The 14,026-nt window shown below is 43.5% G+C and carries 11 protein-coding genes; 10 read left to right on the top strand and 1 reads right to left on the bottom strand.

Features of this window, described 5'->3' with window-relative positions:
• The first annotated feature begins 123 nt into the window (after nucleotides 1-123).
• The 4 genes from DC082_RS06285 (at nucleotide 124) to tsaA (ending at nucleotide 5,579) form a co-directional block, all read left to right on the top strand.
• A complete protein-coding gene (locus DC082_RS06285) occupies nucleotides 124-1,275 on the top strand; it encodes an RDD family protein (protein ID WP_109236247.1) in 1,152 nt (383 codons plus the stop codon).
• Between the two features lie 143 nt (nucleotides 1,276-1,418).
• Nucleotides 1,419-2,420: a cell division protein ZipA C-terminal FtsZ-binding domain-containing protein gene (locus tag DC082_RS06280; protein WP_109236246.1), complete on the top strand. Its 1,002-nt coding sequence runs from the start codon at nucleotides 1,419-1,421 to the stop codon at nucleotides 2,418-2,420.
• A 259-nt stretch (nucleotides 2,421-2,679) separates the two neighbouring features.
• Nucleotides 2,680-4,722, top strand: a complete 2,043-nt coding sequence (gene ligA, locus DC082_RS06275) for an NAD-dependent DNA ligase LigA (RefSeq protein ID WP_109236435.1) — start codon at nucleotides 2,680-2,682, stop codon at nucleotides 4,720-4,722.
• A complete protein-coding gene (gene tsaA, locus DC082_RS06270; RefSeq protein WP_109236245.1) occupies nucleotides 4,722-5,579 on the top strand; it encodes a tRNA (N6-threonylcarbamoyladenosine(37)-N6)-methyltransferase TrmO in 858 nt (285 codons plus the stop codon). Before ligA ends, tsaA begins: the two co-directional genes overlap by 1 nt.
• A gap of 200 nt (nucleotides 5,580-5,779) precedes the next feature.
• On the opposite strand, the gene DC082_RS06265 is transcribed toward tsaA, so the two are convergent.
• Complete coding sequence (locus DC082_RS06265; protein ID WP_094567776.1) at nucleotides 5,780-6,124, bottom strand: DsrE family protein; 345 nt, start codon at nucleotides 6,122-6,124, stop codon at nucleotides 5,780-5,782.
• Nucleotides 6,125-6,808: 684 nt separating this feature from the next.
• On the opposite strand from DC082_RS06265, the gene DC082_RS06260 reads away from it, so the two are divergent.
• From DC082_RS06260 to DC082_RS06235, 6 genes are all read left to right on the top strand, one after another.
• Nucleotides 6,809-8,884, top strand: coding sequence for a RelA/SpoT family protein (locus DC082_RS06260; RefSeq protein ID WP_109236244.1), 2,076 nt, complete (start codon nucleotides 6,809-6,811; stop codon nucleotides 8,882-8,884).
• A gap of 527 nt (nucleotides 8,885-9,411) precedes the next feature.
• Nucleotides 9,412-9,630 (top strand): hypothetical protein, encoded by a 219-nt coding sequence (locus tag DC082_RS06255; protein WP_133243689.1) that lies wholly within the window; start codon nucleotides 9,412-9,414, stop codon nucleotides 9,628-9,630.
• Nucleotides 9,631-9,648: 18 nt separating this feature from the next.
• Nucleotides 9,649-10,764, top strand: coding sequence for a methionine ABC transporter ATP-binding protein (locus tag DC082_RS06250; RefSeq protein WP_109236242.1), 1,116 nt, complete (start codon nucleotides 9,649-9,651; stop codon nucleotides 10,762-10,764).
• 4 nt (nucleotides 10,765-10,768) lie between these two features.
• The gene (locus tag DC082_RS06245) at nucleotides 10,769-11,443 is read left to right on the top strand and encodes a methionine ABC transporter permease (RefSeq protein WP_094567772.1); all 675 of its coding nucleotides are present in this window, start codon (nucleotides 10,769-10,771) and stop codon (nucleotides 11,441-11,443) included.
• A gap of 347 nt (nucleotides 11,444-11,790) precedes the next feature.
• Nucleotides 11,791-13,074, top strand: coding sequence for an acyl-CoA dehydrogenase family protein (locus DC082_RS06240; RefSeq protein WP_229821653.1), 1,284 nt, complete (start codon nucleotides 11,791-11,793; stop codon nucleotides 13,072-13,074).
• A 173-nt stretch (nucleotides 13,075-13,247) separates the two neighbouring features.
• Nucleotides 13,248-14,024, top strand: coding sequence for a MetQ/NlpA family ABC transporter substrate-binding protein (locus DC082_RS06235; protein WP_109236433.1), 777 nt, complete (start codon nucleotides 13,248-13,250; stop codon nucleotides 14,022-14,024).
• Nucleotides 14,025-14,026: the final 2 nt, after the last annotated feature.

The following is a 14,026-nucleotide window of genomic DNA, read 5'->3' as shown; positions in this document are numbered from 1 at the left end:
ATTGAATTTATCGCAGATTGAGATGGTAGATCCTCGAGGTAGGCCATAAAGGTCTCCTACAGATAAGATTACACAGATAAAATTACACAGACAAAATTACACAGATAAGATTGGAAAAGATCAATGAGTAATAGAGAGAAGAGTAGAAAGTATCAGGTTCGTTTTACAGGCGAACTATTACCGGGATTTGCGAAAGAGCAGGTCATTTTAGCGATTGCAAAAGCATACAATGTCGCTCCCGAAGAGATCTCAAAATGGTTTATCCCCGGCGGCGTTACCTTAAGAGAGGAAGCTTCTGCTGAAGAGGTCGCTCAGCTTGAGGGATTCTTCCAAGCGCAAGGTTTGCGTCTAGAGATTGTCGATCTCTCTATTGGTGATCATGCTACTGACGTTGAACGCCCAAAACTCGATGAGAGCGCGGTGCATGAAGCTTCAGTGAACGATCATTCGACAGCAACAGATTCTGATACTCCTCACACTCGTCAAACGGATCACGCCTCTGAAGAGAGATCTTCTTCACAAGAGATGGGGGTTGCAGATTTATCGAGTCATCAGGAGGCAGAAGGCAATCAGGATGATCTTCGTCGGCAAGAGGAGAGTGGTGAAGAGAATCGAAACTCTCAGCAACAGGAGATTCCGCAGCTCAATCTGAATGATTTGAGTAAAGAGAATATTGAGAAGATGTTTGCACAAGTGAAAGCGATGTTGATTCCTCCCTCCCTTGCAGGTTTTATGCCGGCAAGATTAGGGCGAAGAACATTAGCATTTATTCTCGATTACCTGATTATCTCCTTTCTCTCTTTTGTTGTGATCTATCTATTGGGGATGCTCAATCTGATTGATACAGCACCCTTTCAGGAGTATTTTACCCTAGCAAAAGGGCATCTCTCTGTTGAAGATCTGATGGCAAATCCCGAGCTTCAACCGGTTTTAGAGGAGATGATGTCGGTACTCTCTATCTGGGTGAGCCTCACCTTTGTTCTCTACTTTATTCTGCTAGAGAAGCTCTATGGCGCATCGCTAGGTAAACGACTTTTCAATATGCGTGTCTATAGTTTAAGAACGGGTGGATTGATGAGTTGGAATATTGCGATCTTTAGAACAATGCTCTTCTATATCGGCATCAACTTCTTGACAGCAATTCCGATCATTGGTGGCATTCTCTTTCTGCTTACGCTTCTCTGGGCAACTAGAGATCCGCTCTTTAGAAGAACTCTCTATGATCTCTTTGCCGGAACCATTGTAGGATCTCTCCCTCAAGAGGAGCGTCGTTAATCTCTATATTTCACAAAAATCGCTCTGAGAGGGAGTAATCAGATGAAAAATAGGGTAATATTTAGTAATTGTGTGTTGATATGAGATGCGATGCACATCGCTATTACTTTGCCATCTTAATTTAGTAGGAAGTCATCACTATTATGATCATTGTCTATATCTTAATTGCGCTTCTTTTGATCGCGGCAGCCGTCTATTGGGTTCGCCTTGAGCGGAATAATGTCAAAGAGGAAATTGCAGATAAAGTAGAGCCTGATTTGAAGGATCTCTTTATCGATGGTGAGAATGCGGAAGGGGTTGAGATGAAAGAACCTTCGGTAGAAAACCTCACCTTTGAAGAGATGCCGGGGATCGATCATGATGATCTCTCCTATCGTCCAAAAGGAGATGATCGGGGTGATAATCTCGCTAGAGAGTCTGTCGTGCGAACTGAAGCTGTGAGTGCTGATGGCGCAGTAGAGGGAAGCGACTCGATAGGCAATGAGGGTGGTAATAAGAGTGGCTATGAGAGTGCAGAACCTACTTTTGTGGCAGATGAAGAGATGGTGATCGATGCGCCGCTTCGCCAAGATGATGACGCACCTAAGAGTGGCTTTTTACAGAAAGTCTCCGACTTTTTCCGCGGGAATCGTGCAGAGCTCGATGATTATAGTGATGATGGTAATTTGATGCGCCCTGCGGCGGTAGAGACAGTCGCTCTGATTTTAAGTGCCGCACCTGATCAGCCTTATACCTTTAAAGAGATCTTAACAGTAGCGCATGAGCTCGATCTTCGGGTAGAGAATGGTGGATTTATCCAACTTCTAACAACCACCCATTATGGGGATGAGCCGATGTACTCAATTGGTCATCTATTGGGAGAAGGGGTGTTTGATGAGGAACTTGTGCGCCATCATCTTGATGATACAACGCCGGGACTCATCTTCTTCTCCAAAATCCCTGGACCTGATCCCGATATTAGTACGATTGAGCAGCTCCTTGCCGGCATCTACCACTTTAACTCCGCATTAGGAGGGACAATTCTAGATACCCATCAGCGACCGATGAGTCGTGAGGATCTGATTGAGCTCTTCCATAAGGTGAATAAGCTCGATAATGAGGAGTGGGAACGTGCTTATGAGGCGTATGAACAGCGCCGCCGTTAATTGCCGGTGAATTGTTTTGCAAAAGAACGAAAGTGAGGAAGTGCTGTTACAATAACAGCACTTTTTTTATAATCATTTCAGAAAAGATGAATAGAAGAAATGAATAGAAGAAGTGGTTATAGAAGAAACTAGAAACTAGAAACCAGAAACTAAAAATCAGAAATCATTTTAGAAGCAGTCGATTGAATCGATAAGAGCAGAAAGGATAGAGATGAGTAGAGAGATGAACCCAGAGAAGAAGGAATCGATGAGTGCGTCAATGAATGAGTCGGCTAAAGAGTCTATCAAAGAGCGGATCGCTGAATTAACAGAGACCATCAATCGTTTAAATTATAACTACCATGTCCTTGATGAGACCTTAATTCCTGATCATGAATTTGATCAGCTCTTTCATGAGTTAAAAGAGCTTGAGGCACAATATCCACAATATAAAGATCCCAATACCCCGACAGAAAAGGTGGGAGGGCGCGTTCTTTCTGGTTTTACCGAAATTAGACATGAGCGACCAATGCTCTCTTTAGATAATGCTTTTAATGCCGAGGATCTCACCCATTTTCATGAGCGCGTTTTAGAGCGTCTTGGTGGAACGGTGACCGAGATTGAGTACTTTGCCGAGCCGAAGCTCGATGGTTTAGCGGTGAGTATTATCTATGAAAATGGTCTTCTGCGCCGAGCGGCAACACGGGGGGATGGCATTACCGGCGAAGATGTGACAGAAAATATTCGCACCATCCGCAGTCTTCCCCATCAATTAAAGGGCGATTTCCCCGCTCGATTAGAGGTCCGTGGTGAAGTCTTTATGCGTAAATCGGTCTTTGAGAAGATCAATGAGCAGCAGCTTAAAAGAGGGCAGAAGCCTTTTGCAAATCCTCGAAATGCCGCCGCAGGATCAATTCGACAGCTCGATTCTAAGATTGCCGCCTCCCGGCAATTGAGCTTCTACTGCTATGGTGTTGGGCTCTATGAAGCGCTTCCGATAGAGATTACTCGCCATTCGGAGTGGTTAAGTTATGTCGAGTCTTTAGGGATTCCCATCTCCCCACTCAATGAGAAGATCGATACTTTAGCGGGGATTGTTGAATATTATCAGAGAATTGAATCTTCGCGAGATCAGCTCCCTTTTGAGATCGATGGTGTCGTGATTAAGGTGGATGATCTTCTATTGCAAGAGCGATTAGGATTTGTCTCCCGCTCGCCACGTTTTGCAATTGCAGTAAAATTCCCGGCGATGGAGGCGCGTACACGCCTTTTAGATGTCGATTTTCAGGTAGGACGAACGGGAGCGATTACGCCTGTTGCGCGTTTAGAGCCGGTTGAAGTGGGCGGTGTTGTTGTTGCAAATGCGACACTCCATAATCAAGATGAGATCGCACGCTTAGGGGTGATGATCAATGATGAGGTGATGATTCATCGTGCCGGCGATGTGATCCCTAAAGTGATTCGTGTTGTCTTAGAGAATCGTGATCCTGAATTGGTCAAGCCGATTCTTTTCCCCACTGAGTGCCCCATTTGTGGCTCTCCTATTATTCGCCTTGAAGGAGAGGCAATCGCTCGCTGTAGTGGCGGTTTAACCTGTGATGCTCAAAAACTGGAAGGATTGAAACATTTTGTCTCCCGTACGGCGATGAATATCGATGGTATCGGTGGCCGTTGGTTAGAGGTCCTACTGCAGGAGAAAGTGATCGATTCGATTGCGGATCTCTACCATCTTGAAAAGGCGCGACTCTTGGAGCTTCCACGAATGGGTGAAAAGTCAGCAGAAAAGATGATCGCTTCTATTGAAGGGAGCAAGAAGCCGGCATTTGCCAACTTTATCTATGCATTAGGCATTCGTGAAGTGGGGGAAGCGACCGCACGAACCTTAGCCAATCATTATGAGAGTCTTTCTGATCTGATGAAGAGTAGCGAGGTTGAGTTGATGCAGCTTGAGGATATCGGTCCGATTGTGGCACAGCGTATTGTCGAGTTTTTTGCATTGCCACATCATCAAGCATTAATTGCGGCGCTTTTAGATGCCGGCATTGAGATCCAATATCCACAAAAGGTGACACAAGCAGAGAATGCAGCGCTCCCATTTTTAGGGGAGACTTGGGTGATTACCGGAACTTTAAGTCATTTTGATCGAAATGGGGCAAAGGAGAAGTTGATCTCTCTCGGGGCGAAAGTGACCGGCTCTGTCTCTAAATCGACCACGCGTCTATTAGCCGGGGAGAAGGCTGGAAGTAAATTGACGCAAGCAGAAAAAAATGGCGTTGAGGTGATCAGCGAAGAACGCTTCTTAGAGATGATTGAGGGATTGTAATGTGCCTAGAATCGGGGAATCAGAAGTTGGCAGATCGGAAGAGAGCAGATCAGAAGAGAGTAGATCTGGAGTTATGGCGCCGGGAAAATAGCCACACAATTGAGCCGATCGCGTGGATGGAGAGCTGTTTTCCTGAAAAGTTTGGCGTGCCGCGACAAGCCGGTATTGTTCCAGCGGCAGAAGGGGTGATTCACCTGATTCCTCCCTTCGATCATGAGACCTATCTCACAGGATTAGAGCTCTCAAGCCATCTTTGGCTCACTTTTGGTTTTCATCAAAATGAGTGGAAAGGAAAGGGGACCGTCCGCCCACAACGTTTAGGGGGCAATGCACGAATGGGAGTTTTTGCCACGCGTAGCTCTTTTCGACCTAATGGTTTGGGCTTATCTGCTGTAAAGATTGAATCGATCGATTTTCAGGCGGGAAAAATTACCGTTTCAGGACATGATCTTGTAGAGAAGACGCCGATCTACTGCATTAAACCTTATATCCCTTTTGCTGATGCGATTGTTGAGGCAAAGAGCGATTTTGCCGTGATGCCGCCAGAACGTTACCCTGTTTTCTTTAGTGATGAGGCGGAATCGGCGTTACAATTAATTCTTCCGCTTGCGCCCGATCTGAAAAGATTGATTATCGAGGTGGTATCGCAAAATCCACTGCCACAATTTCATCATGATTTCTCTCGAATCTACGGTGTAAGATTATTGCATTGGAATATCCAATTTCAGAAGATCGATCTTCAAGGCGACATGGCATCAGATCTGGAAGATGCGACTAAAAATCAGCCAAATAGGGAAACGATCGGCTTTAGAGTGATAAAGATCAATATTGCTGATCCTAAAATGAAGGATACTTAACGGAAAGCGAACTTCGTTTTTTAATTCCTATTGAGTGAGTAGTTTACCCCTTAAGATCCATAGATCCTAAGGGGTCTTTTTTTGTTCTTAATTTTAGTCGTGATCACCATCTTGTCTGAGATATCAGGTCTATGACAGGTGCCACAATATGAAGGATGTGATATGTGATATGTGATATGTGATATGGGAGGTGTGAAGCCTTAAGGTTTCAGATAGGCAAAACCATTGTTTTGATCTTCCACAATGGAGATAATCCCTACAGGAACGATTCCGATTTTAGAGGGAATTGTATCGGGGTTGAGCATCTCAGGCGTTACATTTTGTCCGATGAGGGAGTTGTTACAAGCAAAGAAGTGAATATTAGGATCATCAATTGCGGTGATCTGTTCACGAATTTTTGGATCGAGATATCCTTGAATCGCATTCACATTAGCAACAACATGGATGGTGTAGCTTTCGCGTAACCCTTTTACACTATTATTGATGTTGTTAATGACTGTTTGCCACTTATCGAGATCACTAATATGAATCACTAATTTAAACATATGAGCTCCTTATAGGAATGCTTAAAAAGGGGAGATCCCCACGAAATAGAAGAGCTTTTATCGGCGCTTGTTCCGCCTTATTCATCTCTTACTGATCTATTATTAAATATATTATGCATCGATATTGTTTAATAATATTATTGAATGATGTTGTTTGATAATTTTCTATTGATAATATTGATTATTGTCACTGATTATTAAGGGTTATTGTTTTTGATTGTTACTATTCATCATAACGGCTTACTAGCATCACTGCGATAATCGCTTACAATCACCTTCAATCACCTTCAATCACCTTCAATCACCTTCAATCACCCGATAATCATGATTTTCATCGGTATTATCTTTTATCTCTTCTATTATCTATATTATAGTGTTGAAGAGAGATTGTATATCTCTTATCGTGCCTTGATGATAGGTCGAGCGATTAGAGTATATTGAAGAGCGTATTGAAGAGCGTATCGACCACTCTATTGTTTGATTGAATATTGAGATTGAGCGACGTTATGTGGGCATCAATATCGCGTGATATCGATACTTTTGCTGAGATCAGAGTTGATACTCTGCTAAAACGCCCATTTGTGCGCTATTCTCCCTGCTAAATATTTCTCGGATCATTGCAATAGTCGGGCGAATTGCTTACTATTTTTGGATATAAAAATAAATAGAGATGGAGAAGTAGATGTGTCAAAGTCAATTACATTGACCGCTCTCCTTGAGTGGCTACAAAGTAAAGAAGCGACGTGGAAGCCGGAGTATTATGCGGCCTGTATCAAGCATCAGGAGCATCCTCTTTTTAAGATGGCATTAGAAACGGCATTCTATCTGGAACAGTTAGAGATTGAAGCGATGCCGCAAGTCGCTCTGATCCTCTTTGTTTTAGGCGTTCCTGTTGAAGAGCAGCCTGAAGGCACACGAAAATTTATCCAATATCTCGGCGTTGTCAATTTCTTAACATCAGGGGCGATCTCTCATGAGAAGTCACCTGAGACTTTGCGGAAGATGTTTTTAGCTTTTGCTGAAGATGTGCGCGTGATTGTGGTGATGCTCGCTTATCAGGTGATTGTGATGCGAAATGCGCGTGATTCCCAAGAGGAGAAGCAGCGTCTTATCGCCCAAAATACCAATACCATCTTTGCGCCGATCGCTAATCGTTTAGGGTTAGCTCAAATTAAGTGGGAGCTAGAGGATTACGCTTTTCGCTTTTTAGAGCCTGAGTTTTATCGCGAGATCGCCTCTAAACTGGATGGCAAGCGTCAGGTGCGAGAGCAATATATTCTTGATGTGATCGAGATGATCGAAAAGCTTCTCGAGCAGCACGCTATTGAAGGTGAAGTGACCGGGCGCGTGAAGCATATCTACAGTATTGCACGGAAGATGCGGCAGAAAAATTTAGCTTTTGAGCAGCTCTATGATATCCGAGCAGTGCGTATTTTAGTCGATAGTACTGCTGATTGTTATGCTGTATTGGGGATGATTCATGATCTTTGGACCCCTATTCCACGAGAATTTGATGATTATATTGCCAATCCCAAACCTAATGGATATCAATCTCTCCATACGGTGGTATTAGCGCCTGAAGATCGTACTTTGGAGGTGCAGATCAGGACGCATCAGATGCACAATGATGCTGAGAAGGGGGTTGCTGCTCACTGGAAATATAAAGAGGGGCGAGGCACTTCGATCGATCAAGCGGATCTTAACTGGTTACGAGATCACTTAGACCGCGTCTTAGAAGAGGGTGAAGAGCAGATCACAGAGGAGAGCATCTTCAATGAGAATGTCTTTGTGATGACCCCTGCCGGTGAGCCGATTGAGTTGATTGCCGGCTCAACACCGCTCGATTTTGCTTATAAAATCCACACCGGTTTAGGGAATCGCTGTCGAGGTGCGAAGGTCAATGGCGCTATTGTTCCGCTTACCTATGTGCTTCAAAATCGTGATGTGGTGGAGATTTTAACTGGAAAACTCCCCAATCCAAGTCGCGATTGGATGTCGCCCCATTTAGGCTATACCGGCTCTAGCCGAACACGTTCTAAGATTCGTGCTTGGTTTAGAGCACAAGAGATTGAGAGCAATCTTCAAGCGGGCAAGCAGATGGTGGAAAAGGAGCTTGCGCGCCTCAATGTGCGTTTAAGTGATGAGGAGTTAAGGCGTCTCGCAAGTCGTCTACATTGCACGAGTCTTAATGATCTCTATGCCAATATTGGGGCTGGTGAGATCACGATAGCGCAACTTCTATCGCGTCTGCCGGGGGAGAAGCCGAAGAATAATTTCGATCCAGAATTGATGGTGCGCCCACAGAGTAAAAAGGCACAAAGTGGTATTCAAGTAAAAGGGATGGGAAAATTATTAACCACCATCGCGACCTGCTGTAAACCTGCACCCCCCGATCTTATTGGCGGCTATATTACAATCAACCGTGGCGTGACGATCCACCGCATCAACTGTGTTAACTATCGTAATATGTTGGAACAACATCCAGAAAGAGAGATCGATGTCGATTGGGGCTCAACAGATGAGCGAGTGGTTCAGGCTGATATTCATGTAACGGCCTATGCTAATGTCGATCTTTTACAAGAGATCAGTCAATTAGTCTCCGCTGAGCATCTCAAGATCACCAATATGAATATGAAGAGTGAGGCAGATGATACCCGCTCTATTAGTTTTACCTTAGAGATCAATCATGTTGATCAATTGAGTCGTCTTCTTGATCGAATCAATCAGATTCCTGCCGTTTTACAAGCCTATCGGAAGTAGTCAATTGAAAGTAGTTGATCATAGTCGTTGTCACAATCGCCAATCACACGATCCTTTATATAAGGGTGATAGTAAAAGGGATAGCGCCGGGAGAGCAGATAAGGAATAGCCGATAAGGAATAGCGGATATATTGCTAGAAGAGAGTCTACTGAGCGGTAGGCTCTTTTTTATCGGGAGCTATCTGTAGATATCTGTAGTTGTTGATAGATCGTAGTTTTCTTCTTTACCTTATCTTTACTTCATCTTTACCCTTATCGAGCTCATTTTTCTTATTTTTCTCATTTTCTTTATCCTTCTCGTCATCCTTCTCACGATACTGTCACCTCCTTCTAAGATGAAAAAATCTTAATACCTATTGTTTTTATATGATAGGTATGTTTTATTATAGAGAGTGCTCAATAGTAGAAAGCGTAACATTGAGAAACAATCATCCGATGATGCAGGGCGATGTAGATTGCGCTTTCGTGTAAAAGGTTGAATAATTGAGGGTTGCCATCCGGTTTAATGGCAAAGTAATGGCAGAGTAATGGGTAGAATTGAGAGGAGGAGAGTGAGAGATGTCTCGATTGAGAGAAAGCCGGCGAGCAGGCGGGGAAGATCGCAGAGATTTATCGATAAAGGTGGAGGGGATGATGCCATTATGGATGATGATTTTGATGCTAAGAGAGATCTGTTGTCGCCCCTATCAGTCTCAATATCAATATCCATCTCAGTTCCAATTCCAATCGGTTTTATACCCAGTTAATAAAATGGAGAGACCTCAGTGATTCAATTTAAAAATATTTATAAAACATACCTGCGCAATGGTGTAGAGACGGAAGCGTTAAAGGATGTCAATCTTCATATCGAAAAGGGTGATATTTTTGGTGTTATAGGCTATAGCGGAGCGGGAAAGAGTACCTTAATTCGTCTTGTGAATGATATTGAGAGTCCAACACGCGGAGAGGTGATTGTCGATGGTCGAAATCTTGCCTCATATACACCGAAAGAGCTCCGTTTAGCCAAAAAGAATATCGGCATGATCTTCCAACACTTCAATCTCTTAGAGACCAAGAGTGTTGCTGAGAATATTGCGCTACCACTTACTCTCAATGGTAAACACTCAAAGGCGGAGATCGATGCGCGTGTTGAGGAGCTCTTAAACTTTGTTGAGCTTCCGGATAAAAAGCATGCTTATCCTCGGGAATTGTCGGGCGGGCAGAAGCAGCGAATCGGTATTGCACGGGCATTGGCGAATAACCCCAAAATCCTTCTCTGCGATGAGGCAACCTCAGCGCTCGATCCACAAACGACTATCGCTATTTTGGATCTTTTAAAGAAGATCAATCGGGAGCAAGGCGTCACGATTATGATGGTTACCCATCAGATGGAGGTGGTTGAATATCTCTGTAATAAGGTGGCGGTAATGGAGAAGGGACGTGTTGTTGAGACGGGGCGTACCATCGATCTTTTTGGAAATCCAGAGCAACCTACAACAAAGAGCTTTGTTCGTACTGTAATTGGCGATTCTATTCCAGAGCGCGTGCTCGCGAATTTAGATGATCCCTCTATCAAAGATATCTACCGTTTTGAGTTTTTAGGGCGTTCTGCACAGGAGCCGGTGATCAATGAGTTGATCTTAAAAGGGGATGTTGTGATCAATATTCTCTTTGCCAATATGATTGAGATTGAGGGCAATATTTTGGGAAGTACCTTTGTACAGATGAAGGGAGCGCCGGAGAAGGTGGAGGAGGCGATTGCATTTCTCCGATTCCATGGAGTTCGTGTAACGCATGAAGGATCTAAAAGATCGATCAATATGAGTCAACGAGTCTTAAATAGTGATGATCTTGGGCAGAAAGCGCAAGGCAAAGAATCCACAAATAGAGTAGAGGGGTAGAGAGATGTTGGAGTGGTATTTAGAAAAATTCCCGACGCAGATTACTTTAGATCAATTTTTACAAGCCTGTTGGGAAACAGTTGTTATGGTGAGTGTTTCGCTCTTTATCGGTATTATTATCGGCTCATTGATCGGTATTACTCTGGTGTTAACGCGCCCCGGAGGGATTCGCCCCAATAATAGCATCTATATGGTTCTCAACTGGGTAGTCAATATTACACGATCGCTCCCCTTTATTATTCTTCTGGTGGCGATTCTTCCCTTTACGAAGTGGTTAGTTCAGACTTCGATCGGAACACCAGCGGCGATTGTACCGTTAGTGGTCTATATCTCCCCCTTTATTGGCCGTTTAGTGGAGAGTTCACTCCTTGAAGTGGATAAAGGGATTATCGAAGCAGCAAACTCAATGGGCGCAACCACATTTCAAACGGTATGGAAGTTTCTCTTACCTGAAGCGCGTGGCTCACTCATTTTAAACTTTACCACCGCGATTATAGGTCTAATTGGAGCTACGGCGATGGCTGGGGCTGTAGGTGCCGGTGGTATTGGTGATTTAGCGATTAATTACGGTTATCACCGTTATGATAATGTAGCGATGTTCTACACTGTGATCACCTTGATTGTTGTTGTACAGACGATTCAATCTTTAGGGAACTTCTTAGCAAAACGTTATCGCTAATAAGGTTTCAGATAAGAATTTAGATAAGAATCCAGATAAGATTCTAGATAATATTTTAGATTCCACTCTTCGGTAGCTTTCTTTTTATTACAGATCTATAGATCGATATTGATAGATGAGATAAAGAGGCGGTGTAATAGAAGGCATCGAAGGGTGGGAGCATATTATTACCATGTTTAACAACATCAACAACATCAACAAGATCAACAAGATCAACAAGATCAACAAGATCAACAAGATCAACAAGATTATCTAGTCTGGTCTAATTCTATTTAATTTCATCTATTTTAATCTTAATGGCTGTACGCTCTTTAGCGTGCATTCGATCAACTCATCTTGGAGAAAGTATGACTCAGCAAATGAGAAAGCAGGTAAAAGAGCAGGTAAAAGAGCAGGTAAAAGAGCAATGTGGGGAGGGATCACAGATTCCCTCTCAAGCAGAAATAGTAACTGACCCACTCCTTAAAAAGGCTTTTGATGGAGAGATCAACCTTCTAACATTAACGCACTGTGAGCGCTTAGAGGTGGTGGCAAAAATTGCACAATATTTTAAGGAGAATGCGGAGAAACATGATCGAGCCGGCACCTTTCCTTTTGAGAATTATCGGTTATTGCGAGCGATCCATTTTCCGGCATTAACGATTCCTAAAGCACTTGGTGGTGGCGGGATCTCTTTAGAGGAGATGCTTCGATTACAAACGGAGATTGCTAAAAATGATGGTTCAACAGGGCTTGCAATCGGTTGGCATATGGGGATTAGCAAACATCTTGGGGAGAATAAGCTCTGGGCGGAGGCGCTCTATCGCGATTTTGCAGAAGCGGTGATCTCACAAGGTGCATTGATCAATAATGCAGCAACAGAGAGAGCAACAGGAAGCCCCACAAGAGGAGGAAGGCCCGAGACAATAGCGGTAAAAGAGGGGAACCATTGGCGCTTAAATGGACGGAAGACCTTTACAACGCTCTCACCTGTTTTAGATTTTTTTGCCGTTAGCGCCTCAATTGAGGGGAGTGATCAGGTTGCAAGCTTTCTTGTCAGAAGGGATCTTCCCGGCGTGTCGATTGAAGAGAGTTGGGATTCAATCTCGATGAGTGCTACCGGCAGTCATGATCTTGTTTTAGAGGATGTTCTCTTAGATGCCGATGATTTAGCGCAATATTTAATCCCCGGGGAGAAGCAACCACAAGGTTGGCTACTCCATATTCCGGCAGTCTATTTTGGCATCGCAACGGGAGCTTATGAAGAGGCACTCTATTTTGCGAATCACTATCGCTCAAATGCGATGCCGGCACCGGTTGGGAGTTTTCCAACAGTTCAGCAGAAACTCGGGGAGATTCGCGTTCTCTTGTTGGAGATGGAGTATTTTCTCTTCGGTGTTGCCAAAGAGTGGGATGAGGCGGATCAAGCAATGCGTTCAACGATGGGGGAAGTATTGAGTGCTGTTAAGATCGCCACTGTGAATAATGCCTTAAAGGTTGTCGATTTAGCGATGCGAATTGTTGGAGCGCGAAGTCTTTCACAATCCCATCCACTTTCACGTGCTTATCGCGATGTTCGCGCCGGACTCCATAATCCACCGATGGAGGATATGGTCTATACGCACCTGGCAAAGGGAGTTTTGACTTTTTAGGGTAATTCGTGTGTGAGTGGATCAGCGGTTTAAGGTGTCATTGTAAAAGTATCATTATTAATAAAAAGAGATTAAGGGAGTTAAAAGTGGGGGTAAAATTGGGTATTTTTAGTAAGAAGTATTTATCAGGAATCAAGGTTCGACGTTATAAAAGAGTTGGTCGAGTGTCATTGATGATAGTGATGAGTTTTTTGATGATAGCTTGTGGCAAGTCAGATGATCAAACCATTATTTTAGGTTTTGGTCCATCCACTTATGCTGAACAATTTGAATATGGAATAAAACCTATTTTAGAGAAGGAAGGATATGATGTTCGTGTAAAGATTTTCTCACAGAATATGCAAATTAATCCGGCATTAATTGGCGGAGATATCGATGTTGCTGGGCATCAGAGTGAAGCTTATATGCATAAGATGAACCAAGAACTGAAAGGAAATATGGTGAAGTTAGCTGATACGGCGAGCGCACCACAATCTTTACGTTCTAATAAGTATCAATCTTTAGATGATGTACAGGCTGGAATGAGAGTCGCAATTCCTAATGATCCGGTTAACGGTGAGAGGGCTGCTCGAATTTTAGAATCGATTGGTTGGATTCAAGTGACAAATGATGATGTTTCTAGATTTAGTATTAATGACATTCAGCCTCTGAATGGTATTGAAGTGATTGCATTAGATCCGGCTCAAGGATTACGAGTTTTGGATGAGGTCGATTATGCTGTGATTAATGGAAATTACGTTGCAAGTGCAGGTTTAAAAATAAGTGATGGGCTTGTTGTTGAAAAGACTCCAGCAGAGCATGTTGTCATTGTCGTTATTAGAGAGGATGATTTAGAGAAACCTTGGGCTAAATCTTTAAAAGCAGCCTATGAATCACCTGAGTTTGAGCACTACATTAAAAGTGAGCCTCTCTTTGATGGTTTTATTCTCCCCACCGCTTGGGAGAAGTAGTT

It is taken from the genome of Ignatzschineria indica, assembly GCF_003121925.1.
Taxonomy (GTDB): Bacteria; Pseudomonadota; Gammaproteobacteria; order Cardiobacteriales; family Wohlfahrtiimonadaceae; genus Ignatzschineria; species Ignatzschineria indica.
This window is presented reverse-complemented; position numbering and strand designations above follow the sequence as displayed.